This window comes from Type-A symbiont of Plautia stali, assembly GCF_059731155.1.
In genome coordinates, this window is the sequence record NZ_AP035891.1 from 2,156,551 (window position 1) to 2,178,331 (window position 21,781).

Here is a 21,781-nt window from a genome sequence, read left to right on the forward strand (position 1 = left end):
GCATAAGACGAACCAGCGCAGCGTTTATTCCCGCGCGGTAAAAATTATTTTATTGCGAGCGCCGGCGTCCGGCGCGCATCGCGCACCGCAACGGCATGAATCAGCAGCCCCAGCACGGACAGAATGGCCCCAACCCAGCCGGTGGACTGCCAGCCCAGCCCGGCGGAAATGGTGATGCCGCCGAGCCACGCCCCCAGCGCGTTGGCAATGTTAAACGCTGAGTGATTAAGCGCGGCCGCCAGGGTTTGTGCATCTCCGGCCACGTCCATCAGGCGGATCTGTAGCACGCTTCCCAGCGCCACCATGGTACCGACCAGCATCACGTTAAGCGCGCCCGCCAGCGCATAATGCGCCGCGAAGACAAACGCGCTCAATACCAGCAGCGACCACACCAGCACAATGCGGATGGTTTTTTCCAGCCCGCGATCGGCCAGACGTCCCCCGACAAGGTTGCCGATAATCATGCCGAGACCAAACAGCGCCAGTATCGCCGGCACCAAATTCTCCGGCAGGTGGGCCAGTTCCATCATGGTGGGTTTAACGTAACTGAATACCGAGAACATGCCGCCGCTGCCAATCGCGCCAATCGCCAGCGTCAGCAAGACCTGCTTGCGCGTCAGCGCCGAGAGCTCGCGCAGTGGACTGGCCTGCTTGTCACCGGCCACATTGGGTACCCAAAGCCAAACCAGTAGCAGTGTCAGCAGCGCCAGTCCGCCGACGATGGCAAACGCATCACGCCAGCCAAACCACTGGCCGATGGCGGTAACGGCAGGTACGCCAATCAGATTGGCTATGGTTAATCCCAGCTGCACCATCGACACCGCCTGCACGTGTCGCGCGCGCTCCACCAGTCCTGCCGCCACCAGCGCCGTAACGCCAAAGAAGGTACCGTGGGGAAAGCCCGCCAGAAAGCGGGCTACCAGCATCGCTGGGTAGCCCGGCACGACAGCGCTCAGCAGATTACCCAGCGCAAACAGGCCCATCAGCGTCATCAGGAAATTACGCCGTGAAGCCTGCGCGCCGAGAATGGCCAGCAGCGGCGCGCCAATCACTACGCCGAGGGCATAAATGCTGATGAGATGGCCGGCCTCAGGAATCGTGACGTTCAGGCCTTTCGCCGCATCGGGCAGCAGGCCCATGATGACAAATTCACCGGTGCCGATGGCAAATCCGCCGGTGCCCAGCGCGAACAGCGCTTTTGGCACGCTGTGACGCGGCAGCGAGGCCTCGTCCGGGAGCTGAGAGAGTTGAGGTTGTACTGATGACATGTTTTTTTCCGTACCGCAGGTGAAAAAAACAGCAAAGAGGCTGGCGACAGTGTCTGTTCACCAGCCTCTTTGCTGCGGGTTTTAGCGCGTCAAGCTTAGCGCATTTAACGTTGAATCGGGTTCAACGAAGCCTTGAGCGCGACACGGTTATCAAAAAGCGCCAGCAACGGGCGAAAGGGCAAAAGCTCAGGATGCGCTGTGCTGCGCAACACGCAGCGCTGCACCGCATCATTAAGCGCAGCAATCAGCGGGGTGACCGAAGCCAGTCCGCCGCCTACCGCCACCCGCGACGCGCCGGTAATGTTAATGGTGTAGGCGAGCGGCTCGCTTACCAGTTGCAGCCATGCTTCTATCGTCTGCTGCGCCCGCGCTGCTGGCGCTTTCAGCGTGCAGCACCTGATGCAGCGTTTCCAGCCCGCGCGCGCCGCCGTAGGTGTCCAGACACTCTGTCTGGCCGCACGGACACGCCTGGCGCGGCACACGCATGCGACGATCCGCCAGCGTCACTTCCGTGAGGGTAATCGGCCCGTGGCCCCATTCGCCGGTCAGGCCGTTTTGTCCGGTGATAATACGCCCGTACGCCACCAGACCACCGCCCACGCCGGAACCGAGAATCGCGCCAAACACCACTTTGTGCCCTTTGCCGCTGCCGGCCAGCGCCTCGGCCAGTGCAAAGCAGTCGGCGTCATTGTGTGCGACCACCGGCCGCTGCAGCACCTCACCCAGTTCCCGCGCCAGATTACGCCGGTGAAAAGCCGGGATGTTGCTGGCAAATATTTCGCCGGTTTGCGGCGCCACAATGCCCGCCGTGGAAATGGCGACAGCCGCCTGGCTGCTGAAATGGTTATGCTGCCCGGCGATCATGTCGCTAACTCTGGCGCAAAAAGCCTGCCAGTCCGTCGCCGGGATTTTTTGCTGATCGAGCAGGGTAAGCCGATCCTGCGCATTCATCACGCCAAGCTTGATAAAGGAGCCGCCCAAATCGAGGCAGATCACGGTTGAGTGCGGGTGAGTCATAAACGTTTATCCATTACATCGCGCAGGCCGTCGCCCAGCACATAAAAACCGAGCACGGTAATTAAAATCGCCAGTCCGGGAAATAGGGAGACGTAAATATTTAGCCCGAGAAAGTTGCGGCCGTCGCTCATCATGGTGCCCCACTCCGGCATCGGTGGCTGCACGCCCAGCCCGAGAAACGACAGACTGGCGGCAGAAAGCACCACCGCGCCAGCCGTCAGCGTCGACTGTACAATCAGCGGGCCAATAGCGTTGCGCAGAATATAGTGCGTGATAATGTGCGGGTAACGCACGCCAAGCATATGCGCGGCTTCGATATACTCCATGTTTTTCAGTCCCAGCGTCAGGTTGCGACTCAGACGTGCATACACCGGGATCGAGAACAACGAAATGGCGATCAGTATGTTCGTCAGCCCCTCGCCGAGCACGCTGACAATCAGAATCGCCAGTACGATGCCGGGGAAGGCGAAAATAATATCCATCAGCCACATGATCAGCGCATCGATTTTACGTCCGGCCAGCACCGAGATGATGCCGAGAGGAATGCCGATCGCCATTGAGATGCCCACGCTGAGACTCACCTCAAACAACGTGATGCGCGCGCCATAGATGACGCGGGCAAAAATATCGCGGCCGTAATCATCGGTGCCGAACCAGTGGGCAGCAGAAGGCGCCTGCAACGTGTTCAACAGATCCTGCTCGATAGGATCCCAGTGAGTAATCAGCGGTGCGAAAAGTGCAGCCAGCACCACCACCAGCACCAGCCCGCCTCCGGTCGTGATTGAAGGGTTGCCAAGCAAAAACCTCACAATCTGGCGGCGGCGCGCGGGCGGCGGCTGGAGAGACGTGTCGAAACTGTTCATCAGTCGAACCTTATTTTCGGGTTGAGCAGGCCAATCACTATCTCACCCACCAGATTCATCAACACCACGCCGGTTACCGCCACTAACGTCACGCCCTGAATCACCGGATAGTCGCGGTATTTCACCGAATCCACCAGCAGGCGGCCAATGCCCGGCCAGTTAAACACCGACTCTGTCACCACTGCACCCCCAATCAGGCTGCGCAAAATTCAGCGCGACGATGGTGACAATCGGTATCAGCGCATTGCGCAGCGCGTGTTTCCAGTTAACGCTGGCCGACGATAACCCTTTGGCTCTGGCGGTACGGATGTAATCCTGACTGAGCACATCCAGCATGCTGGAGCGCGTCATCCGCGCGATCATCGCCATCGGGAGAATCGCCAGCGTCACGGTCGGCATCAATCAAATAGTTGCGCCACGAATCAGCGCCGAGTAGCGGCAGCCAGCCGAGCTGTACCGCAAAGTAGTTCATCGCCAGCAACGCCAGCCAGAAGTTCGCAATCGAGGCACCAGCAATGGTCAGTACCATGACGATCTGATCGGGAATGCGCTGCCGGTAAATGGCACCGGTCATGCCCGCTGGCACGCCGATGGCAATCGCCAGCAGGTACGCCAGCGCCGCCAGCGACAGCGTGTACGGCAGGCGTTCGCTGATTTTGTTCATCACCGGCCGCTGCGACTGCAGCGACAGCCCGAGATTGCCATGCAGCGCTTCACCGGCAAACCTGACGTATTGCAGCGGCAAAGGCTGATCCAGCCCGAGCCGCACCCGCATACTGTCCACCGCTTCCTGCGACGCTTCCGGGCCGGCCATCAGGCGTGCCGGATCGCCCGGCAGCGCGCAGATGGCGATAAACACGATGATCGACACACCGAAGATAATTAACGGCAGCGAGAGCACTTTTTTTGCGACATACGCTTTCATATCAATCAGCCATCAGCACTATTTCTTCACGGCATCACGGACCACAATCTGGCCGCCCGGTTGCATTGTTACGCCACTGATATTTTTGCGCGTCGCATACAGATCGTCCTGATGGTAGAGCAGCACCTGCGGGGCGAGTCCGCTGATCTGCTGCTGTGCCTAGAAATAGAGCGCTTTGCGCTGGGCATCGTCGAGCGTGGAGGCGGCACTATCGATTAGCTCATCGGTACGTTTGTCGCTGAAGAAGCCGAGGTTGGCCCCGCCGGGCGCAAAGCTGATGCAGTGATACAGCGGACGCAACTGCAGATCCGAGCCGTACAGCCCCGAGGACCAGGACGCCAGCACCGCGTCCGTACCCTGCGCGGCTTTCTCTTTGGCATCGGCAAACGCCGCTTTGGCCCACACGCCGCTCTCCATCTGGCGCACGCTGAGTTTGACGCCAATTTTGCTCCACATACCCTGCAGAACCTGCGCGGTGCGTGCGTCGAGTGCCTGCACGGCAATCGACATGGCGAAGCCGTCGGCATAGCCCGCTGCTTTGAGCAGGTCTTTGGCTTTCTGCACATCGTACGGATAGTCATGCAAATCTTTGTCGTAGTTGGCATCGACCGGCGCCAGCGAGGAATTTGCCGGCTGCGCATAACCAAACATTACCGCTTTCACCAGCGCCTGCTGGTCGGTCGCGAAGTTCAGCGCCTGGCGCACTCTGACATCACTGAGGGCTTTACTCTGCGTATTGAGATCGATCCAGAATACCGCCGCGCCCGGCGACTGTTTTAACTGCACGCTGGGATTATTTTTTAACATGCCGGCAAATTGCGGCGGCACCGGGTTAATAATATCGACCTGACCGGATTGCAGCGCCATATTCATGACTGACGGCTCACTGCTCCAGGTCCATTTTATTTCGTCCGGCCCGGCAGACTTGCCCCAATAGTCCGGATTCTTCTGCTCCAGGACAAATTCACCGGATTTATACTGCGCCAGTTTATATGGCCCGGTACCGTCGCCTTTATTGTTAATGGTGCCGGCTTTATCGGCCTGCGGGCTGACCATTAATCCAGGGCCGGATGCCAGCACGGTTAAAAAAGCCGGATTAATTTTCTTCAGTGTAAAGATGACGGTTAAGTCATCTTTTTTCTGCACGTCCTGAATAAAGGTGCGAATTTTCCCACTTCCGGCCAGACCGCGCTTCGTATCCAGATGACGCTGAAAGTTTTCAACGACCGCATCGGCATTAAATGGCGTGCCATAGTGGAATTTAACGTTGGGGCGCAGCGTAAATTCCCAGTGCAGTCCGCTGTCGGCGGCATGTCAGGAGAGCGCCAGTGCCGGAATGATTTTGCCATCGTCACCGAGCCGCGTCAGGCCTTCATACATCGGGTCCAGCACCGTGCCGGTAAAGGTCGCGGTCTGATTGCCCGGGTCCATGCTGCGCGGCGGTTCGTTTTGCATAATGACCAGCTGAGCGGCCAAAACCGATGCGCTGGAAAACGACGCCGAATACCCGCGGCAAGTGTCAGTACCTTGAAATGCTTGAGTGTGCTTTGCATGAAGGCCTCAGTGAATCAGTGACAAAGAGTGAAGAGTCATTGCCCGGCAGGCAGCTGACCGTCAATGCGCGTCATCGCCTGCCATACGCTTTGGTCATGTTAACGGCAGCAGAAGAACGGGCTCGACGCTATATAAGGCACACACCGCAAACAAAAGCCAAGATGTAAGTTCATATATTTTACTTATAATTCGATCTGCATTCAGAAAATAAACTAAATACGCTTGAATTTGTTTTCGCGGCTGATTATTGTCGGCCGAATACAGCCTATGCCGTGAGAACTCTGATGCTTAATGCTCATCAGCAACAAATTCTGCGTTTATTAATTGCTTCGCATGGCCTGAGCCGCACGGCAATTGCGGAAAAAATGAAGCTGAGTAAAGCCGCAATCAGCACATTAATCAAAGAGATGCTTAGCGCGGGACTCCTTGCAGAGAGCATTCCGGAAAGTAACGGTCAGGGTCAGCCTTCGGTGTTATTAAAAATGCGTGCCGACAGCGCCTATTTCCTCGGTGCGTCGTTGCTCGGTGACGATGTGTATCTGGTGCTGACAGATATGCACGGCCGCATTTTGGACAGTACCCACATGCCGCTGAATCCCGACCCTGCGCTGCTGGCTGGTGCGCTGGTCGCCGCCATTCCCGGCCTGCTTGCACAAAAAGGCATCTCCGCCGATCAGCTTATTGGGCTGGGCGCCACGCTTTCCGGCTTTGTGGATGAAAACCAGGCGGTGTGCGTCCAGTCGGCCCTGCTGGGCTGGAAAAACGTCCCGCTGGCGGCACTGCTTAACGCGCAAACCGGTCTGGAGGTGTCACTGGAAAACGATGCCAAAGCCCTGGCGGTCAGCGAAAAGATTTTCGGCGTGGCGAAAAAGGCGCGGAATTTCACCCTGATTTCCCACGGCGACGGCATTGGCTCCGCGCACTTCTTTCAGGGGCAGCTGCACCGCGGCGCGCACGGTGGGGCCGGTGAAATTGCTCACTGTACCGTAGAGCCAGGCGGCCGCCCGTGCCGCTGCGGCAAACGCGGCTGCCTTGACACGCTGGCGTCGCTCACTGCGATGCGTGAAAGCATGCGTGACAAACAGCGGCCATGCACCAGCGTTGCCGAACTGGAAGCGCTGGCGGTGAAAGGCAATAGCGCCGCGATCGCCATTCTGCACCAGGCAGGTGACGCACTTGGCCTCGCCATCGCCAATATCATTCAGATGAACGATCCGGAGATGATTGTCATCGCCCATCAGCCGGATGCATTCGACGGCCTGCTCAGAACCGTGGTGATGCAGGCGGTAGATAGTCACGTGTTGCCTTCAATCATGGGCAAGACGCCCATCGCCAGCATGGCGATTGATCAGTTCAGCTGGGCCCGCGCCGCAGCCAGTGTGGCGGCTTACCGTTTTATCGTTCACTTACCCGACTAGCGGAGTCTGTTATGCCCATTGCCTATGGTGAAATTCATACTGAATGCAGTACCTGGAATCCGGTGCTCAATTACGCCGACGATTTCCGCATCGTGCGGGGTGAAGCGATGACGACGAATCCCTATTTCGCCTTTCTGCAGGATTACGCGGCCGAATTTCTGCCGACCTTTCACGCCCGCGCCATTGCCGGTGGGCCGGTGGCACGTGTGACCTATGATGCCTTCAAACAGGAGTTTCTCCGTCGGCTCGAGGCGTATTTGCCAGTGGATGGCGTTTACCTGGCGATGCACGGCGCGGTTTATGTCGAAGGGATGGAAGACGCGGAAGGCGACTGGATTAGCGCGACGCGCGAGCTGGTCGGGCCCGATTGTCCGATTAGCGTCAGCTACGATCTGCACGGTAATGTCTCGCAGCGCATCATCGACGCGATCGATATGTTTTCGACCTACCGCACGGCACCACATATCGATGTGGAAGAGACCATGCGCCGCTCCGTCTCAATGCTGGTCAATAGCCTGCAAAGCGGCATCCGACCGGGTGTGGTGTGGGCGCCGATCCCCGTCGTGCTGCCAGGCGAGCGCACCAGCACTGAAGATGAACCGGCCAAAAGCCTTTACGCCAGCCTGCCCGGGATTAACGCACTTGAACATATCTGGGATGCTTCGCTGATGGTTGGCTATGTCTGGGCGGATGAGCCACGCGCTACGGCGGCAGCCATCATGACCGGTACCGATGCCGATGTGCTGCCTGAACAGGCGGCCAAACTGGCACTGGCTTACTGGCAGGCGCGTGAGCAATTTGTGTTTGGCTGCGTGACCGGCAGTACTGAAGAGTGCGTACGCATGGCGATTTCCAGCCCTAGCGGACCGGTGATTCTCGCCGACTCCGGTGATAACCCGACCGGCGGCGGCGTGGGCGATCGGGCCGATGTACTGGCCGAACTGCTGCGGCAGAATGTCATCGTCGCGGGCATTACCGATAAACCGGCCACTGAGGCGGCCTTCGCCGCGGGCGTCGGCGCCCGGCTCTCCCTGACTATCGGTGCCACGCTGGATCCTGCTAGCGGCAAAGTCAGCGGCGAGTTTGACGTGCTGCTGCTGAGTGATGATGCCCGTTCGGTTGCCCGTCAGGCGCTGCTGAAGATTGCGGGCATCACCGTGGTGGTTGCCGATCGGCGTCGTCCTTACCACAACCTGGCGGATTTCGCCCTGCTCGGACTCGATCCGCTCCAGGCAAAAATTGTGGTGGTAAAATCCGGTTACCTGTCGCCCGAGCTGGCGCCGATTGCCAATCCCAACCTGATGGCCCTATCGGAAGGTGTGGTCGATCAGTATGTTGAACGGCTGGTGCGCAAGCGCAAGCTGCAGCCGGCTTATCCGTTCGATACCGATTTTACCTTTGTGCCGGTCAGCACCCGCTCGGCGCGCTTTGTGGCGGCACAATGAATCGCGCTGACCCGCCGGTGCTGAGCATCGAAAATCTCACCGTCGCGTTTCGCAGTGATGACCGCTGGCGCGAAGTGGTGAAAAACGTCTCTTTTACCCTCGGGGCCGGCGAAACGCTGGCGATCGTCGGTGAATCCGGCTCAGGCAAAAGCGTTACCTCGATGGCGATCATGCGCCTGCTGAATAGCCGTCACGCACGTATCAGCGGCAAAGTGCTGCTGAACGGCGTGGACTTGCTCACTCAGAGCGAACGTGCAATGCGCGATATCCGCGGCAATGCCATCGCGATGATATTCCAGGAGCCGATGACCAGCCTTAATCCGTCGTTCACTATCGGTCACCAGATTGCTGAGGCGCTGATCGCGCACCGCAAAATCAGTGCACGCGCCGCCCGCGAGGAGACCATCCGGCTGCTGGAGAAAGTGCGTATTCCCAACGCAGCCAAACGCTTCAGTGATTACCCGCACCACTTTTCCGGCGGCATGCGTCAGCGCGTAATGATCGCCATGGCGCTGGCGCTGCGCCCAAAACTGCTGATTGCCGACGAGCCGACTACGGCGCTCGACGTCACGATTCAGGGTCAAATCCTTGACCTGATTAAGACCCTGCAGGAGGAGGAAGGCACCGCCGTGCTGTTCATCACCCACGATATGAGCGTGGTGGCGGAAGTCGCCGACCGAACGCTGGTTATGTATCAGGGCGAGATGGTGGAAACCGGCAGCACCGCCGCGATTTTTTCAGCCCCGGCGGCTGAGTATACCCGCACGCTGATTGCGACCGTGCCACAGCTGGGTGCCATGCGCGGCATTGATGGACCGCGTAAGTTTGCGCTCAACGGCGAAGCGCCGGTGGCGCAGGCGCGGCAGACGCCACAAGGGCAAACGCCGTTGCTGTCGGTGAAGAACCTCAGCACGCGCTTCAGCATTCACGAAGGGCTGTTCAGCCGTAAAACCGGTGCGGTGCACGCCGTGGAGAATATCTCGTTTGATTTGCTGCCGGGTGAAACATTGTCGCTGGTCGGCGAATCCGGCTGTGGTAAATCCACCATCGGCCGCTCGCTGACGCGGCTGGTGCAGCCGGCATCCGGGCAGATTGCTTTCGACGGCAGCGACGTGCTGACCCTCTCTCGGCACGAACTGCGCAAGATGCGCTGCGCCATGCAGATGATTTTTCAGGATCCGTTTGCCAGCCTTAACCCGCGTATGTCGGTCCTGGAAGCCCTCACCGAACCTTTTTTACAGCATCGGCTGGGCAGTAAGGCCGCCGCACAGAACAAAGCGGCCGAACTGATGACGCACGTTGGCCTGCCCGCAACCATGCTGAAACGCTATCCGCACGAATTTTCCGGCGGTCAGCGTCAGTGCATCTGCATTGCCCGCGCGCTGATGCTCGATCCGAAAATGATCATTGCCGACGAGTCGGTTTCCGCCCTCGATGTCACCGTGAAAGCACAGATCATCAATCTGCTGCTCGATCTGCAACACAGCCTGAATCTGTCTTACCTGTTTATCTCACACGATATGGCGGTAAGTAGAGCGCATCAGCCATCGTGTGGCGGTGATGCTGCTGGGGGAGATTGTTGAGATTGGACCGCGCGCGGCTATTTTTGAGAATCCGCAGCACCCTTACACACAGAAACTGCTCGCGTCGGTGCCGGTCCCCGATCCGGCGCGCCGCCATTTAAAACGGCACGTGGACGTCAGCGAGCTGAAGAGCCCGGTGCGTGCCAATGGATTTGTGCCGGAAACACGGCATTATCAGGAAGTGAGCGCCGGACACTGGGTGATGCGATAAAACGCTGGTCGCGTTTTTCACTTCATTAGTACCTGGAACTGCGGATTAAACTCATCAAAAATCGGCAGAGCCGCTGCGCCCAAGGCGGCGGTGTCGCTGCCGGTCATGCCGGTTTTGAGTCGCGTGCCGGTCAGATAGCGGCCGCGCACCGATTGGTAGAGCGGCGGCAGGCGCTGAATAATTTTATCCAGCAACACCGCAGGCATCATGCCGCCAATAATCACGCTCTCGGCATCAAAGATACATTCCAGCATGTTAATACCCTGGCGCAGCGGCGTAAGTACGGTATCAATCCAGCGATCAAACAGCGCCGGATCAACCTGCAGTAAATCTTCCGGCAGCGCGCTCATCGGGTCGAGCCCGCAGAATTCGTAAGCGGCCTGCAGCGAAACATAACGCTCCAGGCAGCCGTGATTGCCGCAGTAACACTCACGTCCACCGGGTTCAACCACCACATGCCCCACTTCACCGGCGTTGTGCGCATGGCCGCTGTACACATGGCCATCCATGATGATGCCCGCGCCCAGGCCCGTGCCAATATACAGATAAATAAAGGAATTAAGATGACGCGCCACGCCGTGAAAGCGTTCGCCAATCGCCGCGACTGTGGCATCATTCTCCAGCGTGACCGGCAGTCTCGCTCATCTCAGCGAGACGCGCCGCGATATCGACGTCCTCCCAGCCGTGCAGCGTGGTCGGCCCCATTGATGAGATACCCTCCACACCAAATGGCCCCGGCATCACCACGCCAATACCCAGCACTTTTTGCCAGCGCGGCCCGGTCTGCTGTTTGATCTCCGCCAGCACCTCGGCAATGCGCACTAATGTGGCATCCGGCTGCAGTTTTTGCACCATAATAAGGCGGCGAAAATGGATTTCACCGGTCAGGTCTACCAGCACAATCAGTAGCGTCTGATGGTCGAGATGGATGCCGATGGAAAACGCACTGGCCGGATTCAGGGTGACCGGAATCGCCGGCTGACCGCGGCCCTGCTTGCGCGGCTGACGGCTGGTGAGCAGCTCCGCCTGCTCCAGTTCAGCGACGATATTCGAGACGGTTTGCGACGTTAGCGCCGTCAGTCGCGCCAGCTCGGCACGGGTCAGCTCACCGTGCAGGCGTATCGCTTCGATAATCACCCGGCGATTGTGCGCGCGCGCATGTTCAAGATTGGTTCCCGACGTTTTCATCCTGCTCGCTTCCCTCTTTTAACCACCGCTGCGGACCGCCGCCTCAATATCTATGATCGGCCACACATTTTACAACCTGTTTACCTGACAGCGGCAAAAATCTGTGCACAGTAGTGTCGGGTGGCACAGTTATTTTATGCCCTGGCACATCCCTTGCTTTAGCTCACTGCTGTCAGCCACTGCGCGCTGGCAATCTGTGCGCGACATTAAATCAATCAAATTCATTTAATTAAACACCCTCTACTGCATGAAGGCGAGAACGCAATGAAAAACCAGATGAAAGGTTGTTTTGCCGCCGTACTGTTCGCCTGCGCTGGCAGCGCGGCAGCGGCTACCACTACGCTTAACGCTCTGTTTATGACGCAGGCGGCCTACAGTGAAAACGATATCCGCGCTATAACTCAGGCGTTTCAGTCAGCGCACCCGGACGTGCAGGTCAATCTGGAGTTTGTTCCTTACGAAGCGCTGCACGATAAGATCGTCGCGGCACGCGGCGCGGGCGGCAACGGTTACGATGTGGTGCTGTTTGATGCCATCTGGCCGGCGGAATTCAGTAAGTTCGACCTGTTGCAGGATGTCAGCAGCCGCATCAGCGCAGATGAAAAAGAGAAAATCTTCCCCGGCGCAATGAACACCGTAGTGTTCAAAGGCAAAACACTGGGCATGCCGTGGATCCTCGACACCAAATATCTCTACTACAACAAAGCGATGCTGGAAAAAGCCGGCATTAAAGATCTGCCGCAAACCTAGCAGCAGGTGATGGATGATGCGCGCATCATCAAGCAGAAAAATATCGTTAAATATCCGCTGGTATGGAGCTGGTCACAGGCGGAAGCGCTGGTGTGTGACTACACCACGCCGGTCTCCGGCTTCGGCGGCAAATTCTATAACAACGGCAAGCTCGATTTCTCTACGCCAGCCTCGCTACAGGCGGTGAAGCTGATGAAAAGCTCGCTCGATGAGGGCCTGACCAACCCTGCTTCACGCGAATATCTGGAAGAGGACGTGCGCAAAGCCTTCTCCAACGGCGATGCGGCTTTCGCTCTCAACTGGACCTATATGTACAACATGGCCAACGATGCCAAACAGAGTAAAGTCGCCGGCCAGGTTGGCATCATGCCCGCACCTAGCGATGCGCCAAATCGTTTCGGCGCGGTGAACGGTTCGATGGGTCTGGGCATTGCCAAAGGCAGCAGCCATCCGGAGCAGGCGTGGCAGTACATCACTTACATGACTTCGCAGCCGGTACAGAATAAATACGCCACGCTCAGTCTGCCGATCTGGAAAAGCTCCTATCAGGATCCCGCGGTCAGTAAGAATCAGGAGAGCCTGATCGCTGCTGCCGACAAATCGCTGAATGTCATGCTGTCGCGTCCGAAAACCGCTGATTACTCACGTCTCTCCAACACCCTGCAGCAGCAGCTGCAACAGGTTCTGGTCGGCAGCGGGACACCGGAAGCGGCCATGCAGGCGGTAGATAAAAGTGCGGCGCGTCTGCGTTAAGGGGTCAGTATGCTGAGTTTGCGTCAACGCGAACAACGGCAGGCATGGGTGCTGCTGGCACCCATGCTACTGGTGATGCTGTTGCTCACCGCCTGGCCGCTGCTGCGCACTATCTGGCTGAGTTTTACCGATGCCGCGCTGATTGGCAGCGGCGGTGAAGCGCCGCAATGGATTGGCCTGGAGAACTATCTGTACGCCATTACTGATGCGGATTTTCAAACCTCGCTGGGCCGCACGCTCTACTTCACCGTGGTGTCGGTGGCGATTGAAGGCGTCATCGGCGTGCTGGTTGCGCTGCTGCTCAACCAGAAATTCGCCGGACGTAACGTGCTGCGCGTGCTGGTGATTCTGCCATGGGCGCTGCCAACCATTGTGAACGCCATGATGTGGCGCCTCAATTTCAATCCGGACTACGGCAGTATCAACGCCCTGCTAACGCAGCTCGGTTTCATCGATGGCTACCGCAGCTGGCTGGGGTCGCCGGCTTCCGCGCTCAACGCGGTAATGTTTGCCGACATCTGGAAAAACTATCCGCTGGTGACGCTGCTGGTACTGGCGGCGCTGCAATCGGTGCCAGAGGATCTCTACGAAGCGGCACGGCTGGATGGCGCATCGGCATGGCGGCGTTTCCGTGCCATCACCTTTCCGGCGATTGTTGGCTCGCTCAGCGTGGCGCTGGTGTTACGCACCATCGATGCCTTTAAGATCTTCGACATCATCTATGTGATGACGCGCGGCGGTCCGGTCGACAGCACGAAAACGCTGAGCTTTTACGTCTATCAGGAATCATTCAGCTACCTGCGCGCCGGCAGCGGTGCGGCTTATGCCATGTTAATGACGCTGCTGCTGTGCGGTGCTGATCACCCTTTACACATGCTATTACTGTGGCGGCAGCGCCGTCGGGGAAGTGCCTATGAAGGTTAAACTGCGTACCTGCGCTAAATACGCGGCGGCGCTGCTGGTGACGCTCTCCGTCGTGGCACCGATGGGCTGGCTGTTTCTGATGAGCGTCAGCGCCACCAGCGATCTGACACGCGTGCCGCTTGAGTGGCTGCCGCGCCAGTGGGATTTCAGCCGCTACGGCAGGCTGATCTCGCTGGAACCCGGCCAGCCCGGCGCGCTGTTTCTGCATGCATTGGGTAATAGCCTGCTGGTGGCGACCGGCGCGACGCTGGTGTGCCTGCTGCTGGCGATTCCGGCGGCGTTCAGCTTCTCCCGCTATCGCGGCCGTGACGGCTGGCTGTTCGCGTCTCTGGCCATCTATATGGTGCCGCCGGTAGCGTTTGTGCTGCCGCTCTACTTTCTGCTGCAGCAGTTCGACCTGCTCAACACCCGACCCGGTTTGATCATCGTGTACTGCTCGCTGATTTTGCCGTTTCTCACCTGGATGCTGAAAAACCAGTTTGATGCCCTGCCGCAGGATATCGAACAGGCCGCGCGTCTTGATGGGCTGCGCGTCTGGCAGGTGCTGCTGCGCATTACGCTGCCGCTGGCGAAACCAGTGCTGGGTGCGGCGGCGCTGTTTGGCTGGCTGCTGGCGTGGGATGAGTTTTTCTACGCCCTGCTGTTCACCAGTAACATCGCCGCGCAAACCCTGCCGGTCACCATTGCCTGCTTTACCGCAGGCCGCGCCACCGACGATGGGCTGATTGCCGCCGTCGGCATTCTGGCGTCGGTTTATCCTCTCTTTATCGCTATCTGGCTGCAAAAAACGCTGGTCAGCGGCCTTGCCAGTGGCGGGAGCAAAGGATGATGAGCAATAAGGATGCCCGTGCCACGCTCTATGTGGTGGGCAATATCAATGTCGATGTCATCATGGGTACGCTGGACACTTGGCCGCAGCGCGGCACCAAAGTGATGCTGCAGCACAGTGAGCTGCGTCCTGGCGGTTCGGCGGGCAACTGCTCGCTGGCGCTAGAAGCGATGCAGGTGCGCCTGCGAAACCTCGCTCACCGTTGGCGTCACGCACTCCGATCACGAGCGATCGTTCCTCAGCAATCTCGGTCACATTGTGCGGCTCAGCGCGCAGGACGTGCTGAGCCAGCTCCCGGCGCAAGCCAGCAGCGGCGATATCGTGCTGTTGTGCGGCACGTTTCTCTGCCTGCAACTGTATGACGACTATCCGCAGTTGCTGGCCGAACTGCAGCAGCGCGGGTTTATCACCGCTGTCGATACCGGCTGGCCGCCGCAGGGCTGGAGCGATGAGGTCCGTGCGCAAATCGCCCGCTGGTTGCCGCAGTGCGACTGGCTGCTGCTCAATGAAGTCGAAGCGCTCGGGCTGAGTGCCGCAGATAATCTGCACACCGGCGCGCACCAGCTGGCGCAACGGCTCAGCGGGCGCGGCGGCTGCGTGGTGAAATGCGGTGCGCAGGGCGCGGGCTGCTGGCAGCGTCAGCACAGCCTGCATCAGCCCGGTCGCGCGGTCGCGGTGGTCGACACCATCGGTGCCGGCGACAGCTTTAACGCCGGTTTTCTCACCGCGCTGCTGCATCAGCAGGATCTTGCCACCGCGCTGCAATGGGGCATTGCGGTGGCCTCACTGGCAATCAGCACGCAGCCACGTCGCTATCCCGACTGGCAACAACTGCAACTATGCGCACAGGAGTTTTAAATTATGGCCGATGTTGAACTCGTTAAAGTGGCCAAGCGCTACGGTAAACAATCGGTGCTGCATCTGCTCGACCTGACCATTCGCGACGGTAGCTTTACCGTGCTGGTCGGCCCGTCCGGCTGCAGCAAGTCGACGCTGCTGCGCCTGCTCGCCGGACTGGAGAGCCTGTCCGACGGCGCGATTCTGATGGATAAAGTGCAGATTAACGATCGCGATCCCGCCGATCGCGACATTGCGATGGTGTTTCAGAGTTATGCGCTTTATCCGCATCTGACGGTGACCGAAAACCTGGCGTTTCATATGCAGGTGAAAAAGGTACGCCGCGATGAGCAGCAGCAGAAAATCGCGCGCATAGCCGCGATTCTTGGCATTGATAAGCTGCTGCAGCGCTACCCGCGCGCGCTATCGGGTGGGCAGCGTCAGCGCGTGGCGATGGGCCGCGCCATGGTGCGTAATCCGCAGGTGTTTCTGTTTGACGAATCGCTCTCTAACCTTGATGCCCAGCTGCGCATGGAGCTGCGCGCCGAGATCAAATCGCTGCATCAGCGTTTCAAAACCACCATGGTGTATGTCACGCACGATCAGGTAGAAGCCATGACGCTGGCCGACCAGATTGTGGTGATGAAAGAGGGACGCATCGTGCAACAAGGCGCACCGCTGGCGATCTACGATCGTCCGGCAGATACCTTTGTGGCGCGTTTTATTGGTTCGCCGCCAATGAACCTGTTACCGGCACAATTGCTGACGCATGACGGCTTGCCGGGCGTGCAGTGTCAGGACTGGTGGCAGCCGCTGCCCGCACAGTGACAGGCGGTGGCACGGGAACGTGAAGGCGCTGCCGTGACGCTGGGGGTGCGCCCGCACGATCTGCGCGAATTGCAGGACGGCGCGGCTGCGATGGTGAACGTGGTAGAGATTACCGGGGAATCAACCCTGCTGCACCTTGACTGGCACGGTCATGCGCTGCATATGCAGATGGCCGGACGGCATGCGGCCGGCAGCGGCGCGACGCTAAACATCGGTTTCAATCCACGAAAAATTCATCTGTTCGATGCCGAAAGTGGCTTACGCCTGCCAGAAAATTAAGCGTGGAGCGGTTTTTAAATGCCGGAGCGCATTAATGCGCACTCGGCAAAAAAACCTGTGATTACCTTGCAGGGTCGCCGTTTACGGTGACCAGAAGGGCTGACTTTTTCCCTCCGGCGTCAGCCTTCAGCCGTCGCCGGCTGGAACGTCCGACGGTTGAAGCTGGTCAGCACTACCAGCAGTGCCATCATCAGCAACTCAACCGCCAGCGTACCGCTGATGGCTGCCAGATGATTACCATGCTGATTGATTTGGGTGAACACGCCGTCGAGCAGCATCGGTCCCAGTCCCAGCGCCGATTGCTGCACGGTGGACAGCACCGCACTGCCTGCTCCGGCCTGATGATGCGGCACACCGCTCATGCCAATTCGGTAGAAGGTGCTGATAATAAACGACTGGCCAAAGCCAATCAGCGCGGTAGCCGGAATCAACGTAACAATGCCCACCTGCGGCCACGCCAGCTGCAGCGTCGCGATCAGCGCCACCAAGCCGACCATCTGAATCGCACAGCCAGACAGTAACGTGGCACGTTTACTATAGCGCTCAACCATGCGGGTAGTACGCATTGAGCCGATAAAATAGGCCGCGCCTAGGGCAATAAACGCATTGCCGGACTGGAAAGCGGTCATGCCGATGCCGGATTGCAGCGTCAGCGCCACCGCGAACATAAAGCCGCTCCAGCAGGAGAAGAACAGCACCGCCAGCGTCAGACCAAAACGCACGCTGGAAAGACGCAGCAGCGAGGGCGGCAGCAGCGGCGATCCGCCAGCGGCTTCCAGTCGCAGCGCGCTGTGACGCAGCCGATGCAGAAACAACGGAAACAGCACCAGCAGTAACAGGCACGGCCACGACCAGTGCATCAGCGGCCCCTGCGCCAGGGCCAGCATCAGACAGCCGATCGCGCCGGCCAGCAGTAGCGTACCGCTCACATCCACAGGCACGCGCTTGAGGTTATGCGTTTCCGGCACGAAGCGGCGCGCGGTCAGCAGGACGAACAGGCAGATCGGCAGGTTGATGAGAAACACGCTGCGCCAGCCGTAGCCGCCAATATCGGCTTTGATCAAAAAACCGCCCAGCACTTGGCCAATAATAAAAGCCAGCCCGCCGATACCGCCGTACAGCCCAATGGCCCGTGCATGCGCCCTGCCCTGAAGCGTGACGTGCAGCGTGGCGAGAATCTGCGGCACCATAAAAGCGGCGCCGACGCCCTGCAGCGCGCGGGCAAACATCAGCATGCCGACGCTGTTAGCGATGCCGCACAATAATGACGCAATGCGGAAGATCCAGACGCCGGCAAGAAACACGCGACGGCGGCCAAAGTTATCGCCCAGTCGTCCGCCCATCGCCAGACAAATAGCAAAGGCGATACCGTACACCGCCACGATCAGCGCCAGCGCGATCGGCGAGGCACGCAGCGATTGTGCCATCGCATCCAGCGCGACGTTGACTATGGAAAAGTCGATCATCGGCAATAGCTGCCCGGCCAGCAGGACCACCAGTCCTGCTCGTTGAAGTTGCGATGTCTGCATAGCGTTAACCTTGTTTTTAGTTTCACTACGGCATAGCATCACCTAACCATTAAACGGGTACCAGTTCTTGATTATCATGGTATAAATTCTACCCGTCTCGTCTGGAGAGCTGCTGATGAGCACCGCGCAAACCCTTACCCCCGCTGAGCTGAACAACCGTAAATTACTCGGTACCTTTTTACGTACGCGCCGTGAAAGCCTGGATCCTAACCGCCTCGGTTTACCGCGTATGCGTCAGCGTCGCACGCCGGGTTTACGCCGTGAAGAGGTGGCGCAGCTGGCGGATGTCGGCGTCACTTGGTACACTTGGCTGGAACAGGGGCGCGATATCAAAGCCTCCACCAAAATGCTGACGGCCATCGCCAGCGCCCTGCAATGCAACGATGTAGAGACGCAGCATCTGTTTTCGCTGGCCGGACACACCCTGCCATCGATGCGCGTCACCGCTGCCTGCTGCAAACTCGCCGGACATAATCAGCAAATGCTGGATGCCATTCAACTGCCGGCGATCATCGAAACGCCGCGCTTCGATATCCTCGGCTATAACCAGGCGTGGTGTGCGCTGATGGGCGTCGATTTAGCCCAGATCGCGCCGGAAGATCGCAACTGTATCTGGCTGGCGTTCAACCATGCCGGCTGGCGCAACGTGATGACCGACTGGGACGAAGTGATGCCGCAGATGGTGGCGATGTTTCGCGGTCAGATGGGCGAGCATCTGGGCGATCCGCACTGAGAGAGCTTTCTGGCGCGATTGCTGAACAGTTCCGATGAGTTCGCGCACACCTAGCAGCGCTACGAACTAGGCAAGGTGGAAAACCGCGTGAAACGCTTTTACCGTGCAGAAGTGGGCGAAATGACCCTGCGCCAGAATAACTGGTAGTCGGCGTCACGCAACGGTGACCGCCTGCTGGTGTATGTGCCGGATGATGCCGCCAGCGCAGCGGCGCTGCAGCAGTTAACGGGGCGCTGAATCCTGCCGGTTTCTTAACATGTCAGGCTGAAGGTGTTTATACGTTGTATTAACATCATCACGACTATACAATGTATACACATTCTTCGGAGGCCTGTTATGACGACCGTCACCATTAAAGAAATGGGGCAACAGTCCTCGATTCGCATCCCGTCCAGCGTGATGCAATCCGCGTCGCTCAGTGTGGACGATAAACTGGAACTCAGCGTTGAAGATGGCAAACTGATCCTTGTGCCGCTCAGGGAAAAGGTGTATTCACTGGACGCTCTGCTGGACGAGATCACCGACGATAACGTCCATGATAAAATTGATTTTGGACCTTCAGTGGGCAAGGAAAGAATCTGATGGTGTCACGTTTTGTTCCCGATGCAGGCGATCTCATCTGGCTGGATTTTGATCCCACCCTCGGCCATGAACAGGGCGGCCATCGTCCTGCGGTCGTGCTGAGTCCCTTTGCCTATAACAACAAGGTTGGCATGTTGTTGTGCGTCCCGTGTACCACCCAGGTCAAAGGCTATCCTTTCGAAGTTTCCCTTACCGGTAGCCGTGATAGTGTGGCGCTGGCCGATCAGGTCACCTCCATCGACTGGCGCGCCAGAAAAGTGGTGAAAAAAAGCCATGTGACCGCCGACAAACTGAGTGAGATACACGCTAAAGCTAAAGCGCTGATTGGCTGACGTTCGCTATCTTTGCCATCGCCACCGATAAGAACGTCCTGCGCTATCCCCAACCTTATTTATCCTGACTATGCTTATCAGACGATAATAAATTCAGGAAAGCGCATGAAACTACTTTATTTCGTTTCGCTTATTGCTGCAGCCGGTTATTTACTGGCTTTCTTACCTAAACTGCGCACCCATCGCGAGCCTGTGGCTTATTGGGGATGCTGGGCCTATTTAGGTCTGAACGCGGTATATTGGGCAGTATTTGCGTTTCGCTATTATTTTCTGCGCTAACCGTGGTAACGTCATGAAGGAGTTATGTTATGTCAGAAAACAACCGCGATCGGATGCCCTATTTACTCTATTTTTCCCGTCAGCGTTTACTGGTGGAAAATATCGATGGCCACATCGTTGATATTGGCGGTGCGGAAAGAGTGGGCGATCGTTATCGCTGGCAGCTGGACGGTAAAGATGCCGGGGGAGAAACGGAGCAGGAAGTGGACGAATTACTGGCAGAGGTGGAAAAACACCTGAGCTTTTTGTTCGTCGCTGGTCAGTTTACCAGCCTGCCCGATGTCAGTGCTGATTATGGCGATCGGCTGGATAACGCGCCCTCACGGCAAATTGCACTACCCGAGCTCAACGACCGCGATGAAGATATCGTGCGTTAAGCCACAGAAGCAGGCTGCCGTCAGGCTGCCTGTCAGCACTCAAGCCGGCGTGGTACTGGCTATACCGGGCACCAGAATCACTTTGCGGAAATCCTCTTTGCGTTTTTCAAAAATTTCATAGCCGCGCGCGGCCTCTTCCAGCGGCATATGGTGCGTCACAATCTCTTCCGGCGTCAGCAGCCCTTGCTCAATCAGCGACAGCAGGCGCGGTAAATAGGCCTGCACATGCGTCTGGCCCATTTTAAACGTCAGTCCTTTATCGAATATGCATCGCCAAACAGGAAGCCGTGGATAAAGCCGGCATACACGTCCGGCACGCTGACCACACCGCCACGGCGCACTGCCGCAATACACTGCCGCAGCGCCTTACCGCTGCTGCCCTCCAGCTTCAGATTACTCATCACCGTTTCCGTCAGGCTGCCCTTGGCTTCAAAACCTACCGCATCGATTACCGCATCAACGCCCCGGTGGCCTTGGGTATGATCAATGATCCAGCCAGCAGGATCGTCGATTTCATCAAAATTGATCGGCGTAACCCCATAACGCTGGCGGGCAAATTCCAGTCGATAAGCGTTGTGGTCGATCATAAAGATCTCTTCCGCCCCTACCAGACGCGCACAGGCGGCGCTCAGTAACCCGACCGGGCCGGCGCCGAAAATGGCGACGCTGGAGCCTTTATCCAGCCCGGCATTTTGCACTGCCTGCCAGGCGGTGGGCAGGATATCGGAGAGAAACAGCACTTTCTCATCTGGCAACGTCAGCGGCACTTTAAACGGCCCGACATTGGCTTTTGGCACCCGTACATATTCCGCCTGGCCGCCCGGCACGCCACCGTACAGTTTGCTGTAGCCAAATAACGCTGCAGGCGGGGTAATATTTTTCTTGTTTAAAATAGCACCGCGCCCGCTATTGGTATTTTCACAGGCCGCATACTGATGCAGATGACAAAAGAAACAGTCGCCACAGGCAATAACAAAGGGTACCACAACGCGATCGCCAGTTTTTACGTTGGTAACCTCATTCCCCGCTTCGACCACTTCACCCATAAATTCGTGACCAAATATATCACCGTGCTCGGTGCCGGGAATTTTCCCTCGATAGAGATGTAAGTCGGAGCCGCAAATTGCCGTCGCGGTGACGCGTAAAATAATGTCGTCCGGCTGCTCTAAAATAGGGTCAGGAACAGTTTCAACACGCACCCGATGTGGGCCATGATAAGTTAACGCTTTCATAATCAGCTCCTCATAAATAAGCGTAACGAAAGGCTGTCTTTATTT

Annotated in this window: 13 protein-coding genes and 9 pseudogenes; 13 read left to right on the forward strand and 9 right to left on the reverse strand. The window is 58.0% G+C overall.

Features of this window, described 5'->3' with window-relative positions; all coding sequences use genetic code 11:
• Positions 1–44: 44 nt before the first annotated feature.
• The 6 genes and pseudogenes from AC6I8M_RS11635 to AC6I8M_RS11660 all read right to left on the reverse strand — a co-directional run bounded on the left by AC6I8M_RS11635 (position 45) and on the right by AC6I8M_RS11660 (position 5,626).
• Positions 45–1,268 (reverse strand): MFS transporter, encoded by a 1,224-nt coding sequence (locus tag AC6I8M_RS11635; RefSeq protein ID WP_010615671.1) that lies wholly within the window; start codon positions 1,266–1,268, stop codon positions 45–47.
• A gap of 104 nt (positions 1,269–1,372) precedes the next feature.
• Positions 1,373–1,552, reverse strand: coding sequence for a hypothetical protein (locus AC6I8M_RS11640; protein WP_010615670.1), 180 nt, complete (start codon positions 1,550–1,552; stop codon positions 1,373–1,375).
• A gap of 19 nt (positions 1,553–1,571) precedes the next feature.
• Positions 1,572–2,285 (reverse strand): ROK family protein, encoded by a 714-nt coding sequence (locus AC6I8M_RS11645; protein ID WP_010615669.1) that lies wholly within the window; start codon positions 2,283–2,285, stop codon positions 1,572–1,574.
• Positions 2,282–3,148 carry an ABC transporter permease gene (locus AC6I8M_RS11650; RefSeq protein WP_498013387.1) on the reverse strand — a complete coding sequence of 289 codons (867 nt, stop codon included), beginning with the start codon at positions 3,146–3,148 and terminating at the stop codon, positions 2,282–2,284. Before AC6I8M_RS11650 ends, AC6I8M_RS11645 begins: the two co-directional genes overlap by 4 nt.
• Positions 3,148–4,073: pseudogene (locus AC6I8M_RS11655) on the reverse strand (ABC transporter permease). Before AC6I8M_RS11655 ends, AC6I8M_RS11650 begins: the two are co-directional and overlap by 1 nt.
• 18 nt (positions 4,074–4,091) lie before the next feature.
• Positions 4,092–5,626: pseudogene (locus tag AC6I8M_RS11660) on the reverse strand (ABC transporter substrate-binding protein).
• 285 nt (positions 5,627–5,911) lie between these two features.
• On the opposite strand from AC6I8M_RS11660, the gene AC6I8M_RS11665 reads away from it, so the two are divergent.
• The 3 genes and pseudogenes from AC6I8M_RS11665 (at position 5,912) to AC6I8M_RS11675 (ending at position 10,284) form a co-directional block, all read left to right on the forward strand.
• Positions 5,912–7,045, forward strand: a complete 1,134-nt coding sequence (locus tag AC6I8M_RS11665; RefSeq protein ID WP_010615667.1) for an ROK family transcriptional regulator — start codon at positions 5,912–5,914, stop codon at positions 7,043–7,045.
• 11 nt (positions 7,046–7,056) lie between these two features.
• Positions 7,057–8,490 (forward strand): M81 family metallopeptidase, encoded by a 1,434-nt coding sequence (locus tag AC6I8M_RS11670; RefSeq protein WP_498013388.1) that lies wholly within the window; start codon positions 7,057–7,059, stop codon positions 8,488–8,490.
• Positions 8,487–10,284: pseudogene (locus AC6I8M_RS11675) on the forward strand (ABC transporter ATP-binding protein). The gene AC6I8M_RS11670 and the pseudogene AC6I8M_RS11675 overlap by 4 nt, the downstream one beginning before the upstream one ends.
• A gap of 17 nt (positions 10,285–10,301) precedes the next feature.
• On the opposite strand, the pseudogene AC6I8M_RS11680 reads toward AC6I8M_RS11675, so the two are convergent.
• Positions 10,302–11,472: pseudogene (locus AC6I8M_RS11680) on the reverse strand (ROK family transcriptional regulator).
• A gap of 264 nt (positions 11,473–11,736) precedes the next feature.
• On the opposite strand from AC6I8M_RS11680, the pseudogene AC6I8M_RS11685 reads away from it, so the two are divergent.
• The 5 genes and pseudogenes from AC6I8M_RS11685 to AC6I8M_RS11705 all read left to right on the forward strand — a co-directional run bounded on the left by AC6I8M_RS11685 (position 11,737) and on the right by AC6I8M_RS11705 (position 16,672).
• Positions 11,737–12,975: pseudogene (locus AC6I8M_RS11685) on the forward strand (extracellular solute-binding protein).
• 9 nt (positions 12,976–12,984) lie between these two features.
• The gene (locus AC6I8M_RS11690; RefSeq protein WP_498013389.1) at positions 12,985–13,899 is read left to right on the forward strand and encodes a carbohydrate ABC transporter permease; all 915 of its coding nucleotides are present in this window, start codon (positions 12,985–12,987) and stop codon (positions 13,897–13,899) included.
• Positions 13,889–14,728, forward strand: a complete 840-nt coding sequence (locus AC6I8M_RS11695) for a carbohydrate ABC transporter permease (RefSeq protein ID WP_010615664.1) — start codon at positions 13,889–13,891, stop codon at positions 14,726–14,728. Before AC6I8M_RS11690 ends, AC6I8M_RS11695 begins: the two co-directional genes overlap by 11 nt.
• Positions 14,728–15,586, forward strand: a pseudogene (locus tag AC6I8M_RS11700) (carbohydrate kinase family protein). The gene AC6I8M_RS11695 and the pseudogene AC6I8M_RS11700 overlap by 1 nt, the downstream one beginning before the upstream one ends.
• A gap of 3 nt (positions 15,587–15,589) precedes the next feature.
• Positions 15,590–16,672: pseudogene (locus AC6I8M_RS11705) on the forward strand (ABC transporter ATP-binding protein).
• Between the two features lie 119 nt (positions 16,673–16,791).
• Here AC6I8M_RS11705 and AC6I8M_RS11710 read toward each other — a convergent pair.
• On the reverse strand, positions 16,792–18,201 hold the full coding sequence (locus AC6I8M_RS11710) for an MFS transporter (protein ID WP_058948751.1): 1,410 nt from the start codon (positions 18,199–18,201) through the stop codon (positions 16,792–16,794).
• 115 nt (positions 18,202–18,316) lie between these two features.
• On the opposite strand from AC6I8M_RS11710, the pseudogene AC6I8M_RS11715 reads away from it, so the two are divergent.
• The 5 genes and pseudogenes from AC6I8M_RS11715 (at position 18,317) to AC6I8M_RS11735 (ending at position 20,504) form a co-directional block, all read left to right on the forward strand.
• Positions 18,317–19,171: pseudogene (locus tag AC6I8M_RS11715) on the forward strand (helix-turn-helix transcriptional regulator).
• Positions 19,172–19,270: 99 nt separating this feature from the next.
• Positions 19,271–19,516, forward strand: a complete 246-nt coding sequence (locus tag AC6I8M_RS11720; RefSeq protein ID WP_010615661.1) for an AbrB/MazE/SpoVT family DNA-binding domain-containing protein — start codon at positions 19,271–19,273, stop codon at positions 19,514–19,516.
• Complete coding sequence (gene mazF, locus AC6I8M_RS11725; RefSeq protein ID WP_010615660.1) at positions 19,516–19,848, forward strand: endoribonuclease MazF; 333 nt, start codon at positions 19,516–19,518, stop codon at positions 19,846–19,848. Before AC6I8M_RS11720 ends, mazF begins: the two co-directional genes overlap by 1 nt.
• A gap of 105 nt (positions 19,849–19,953) precedes the next feature.
• Entirely contained in the window at positions 19,954–20,127 is a 174-nt protein-coding gene (locus AC6I8M_RS11730; protein WP_010615659.1) for a hypothetical protein, read from the forward strand.
• Positions 20,128–20,156: 29 nt separating this feature from the next.
• The gene (locus AC6I8M_RS11735; RefSeq protein WP_058948750.1) at positions 20,157–20,504 is read left to right on the forward strand and encodes a hypothetical protein; all 348 of its coding nucleotides are present in this window, start codon (positions 20,157–20,159) and stop codon (positions 20,502–20,504) included.
• A gap of 39 nt (positions 20,505–20,543) precedes the next feature.
• Here AC6I8M_RS11735 and AC6I8M_RS11740 read toward each other — a convergent pair.
• Positions 20,544–21,736 (reverse strand): annotated as a pseudogene (locus AC6I8M_RS11740) (zinc-dependent alcohol dehydrogenase).
• Positions 21,737–21,781 lie beyond the last annotated feature (45 nt).

Excerpts from the sequence above, each read along its gene's own strand:
- AC6I8M_RS11665 (WP_010615667.1), top strand. The coding sequence starts at position 5,912 with ATGCTTAATGCTCATCAGCAACAAATTCTGCGTTTATTAATTGCTTCG.
- AC6I8M_RS11635 (WP_010615671.1), bottom strand. The coding sequence starts at position 1,268 with ATGTCATCAGTACAACCTCAACTCTCTCAGCTCCCGGACGAGGCCTCG.
- AC6I8M_RS11650 (WP_498013387.1), bottom strand. The coding sequence starts at position 3,148 with ATGAACAGTTTCGACACGTCTCTCCAGCCGCCGCCCGCGCGCCGCCGC.
- AC6I8M_RS11720 (WP_010615661.1), top strand. The coding sequence starts at position 19,271 with ATGACGACCGTCACCATTAAAGAAATGGGGCAACAGTCCTCGATTCGC.
- AC6I8M_RS11730 (WP_010615659.1), top strand. The coding sequence starts at position 19,954 with ATGAAACTACTTTATTTCGTTTCGCTTATTGCTGCAGCCGGTTATTTA.
- AC6I8M_RS11735 (WP_058948750.1), top strand. The coding sequence starts at position 20,157 with ATGTCAGAAAACAACCGCGATCGGATGCCCTATTTACTCTATTTTTCC.
- AC6I8M_RS11645 (WP_010615669.1), bottom strand. The coding sequence starts at position 2,285 with ATGACTCACCCGCACTCAACCGTGATCTGCCTCGATTTGGGCGGCTCC.
- mazF (WP_010615660.1), top strand. The coding sequence starts at position 19,516 with ATGGTGTCACGTTTTGTTCCCGATGCAGGCGATCTCATCTGGCTGGAT.
- AC6I8M_RS11710 (WP_058948751.1), bottom strand. The coding sequence starts at position 18,201 with ATGCAGACATCGCAACTTCAACGAGCAGGACTGGTGGTCCTGCTGGCC.
- AC6I8M_RS11690 (WP_498013389.1), top strand. The coding sequence starts at position 12,985 with ATGCTGAGTTTGCGTCAACGCGAACAACGGCAGGCATGGGTGCTGCTG.
- AC6I8M_RS11695 (WP_010615664.1), top strand. The coding sequence starts at position 13,889 with ATGAAGGTTAAACTGCGTACCTGCGCTAAATACGCGGCGGCGCTGCTG.
- AC6I8M_RS11670 (WP_498013388.1), top strand. The coding sequence starts at position 7,057 with ATGCCCATTGCCTATGGTGAAATTCATACTGAATGCAGTACCTGGAAT.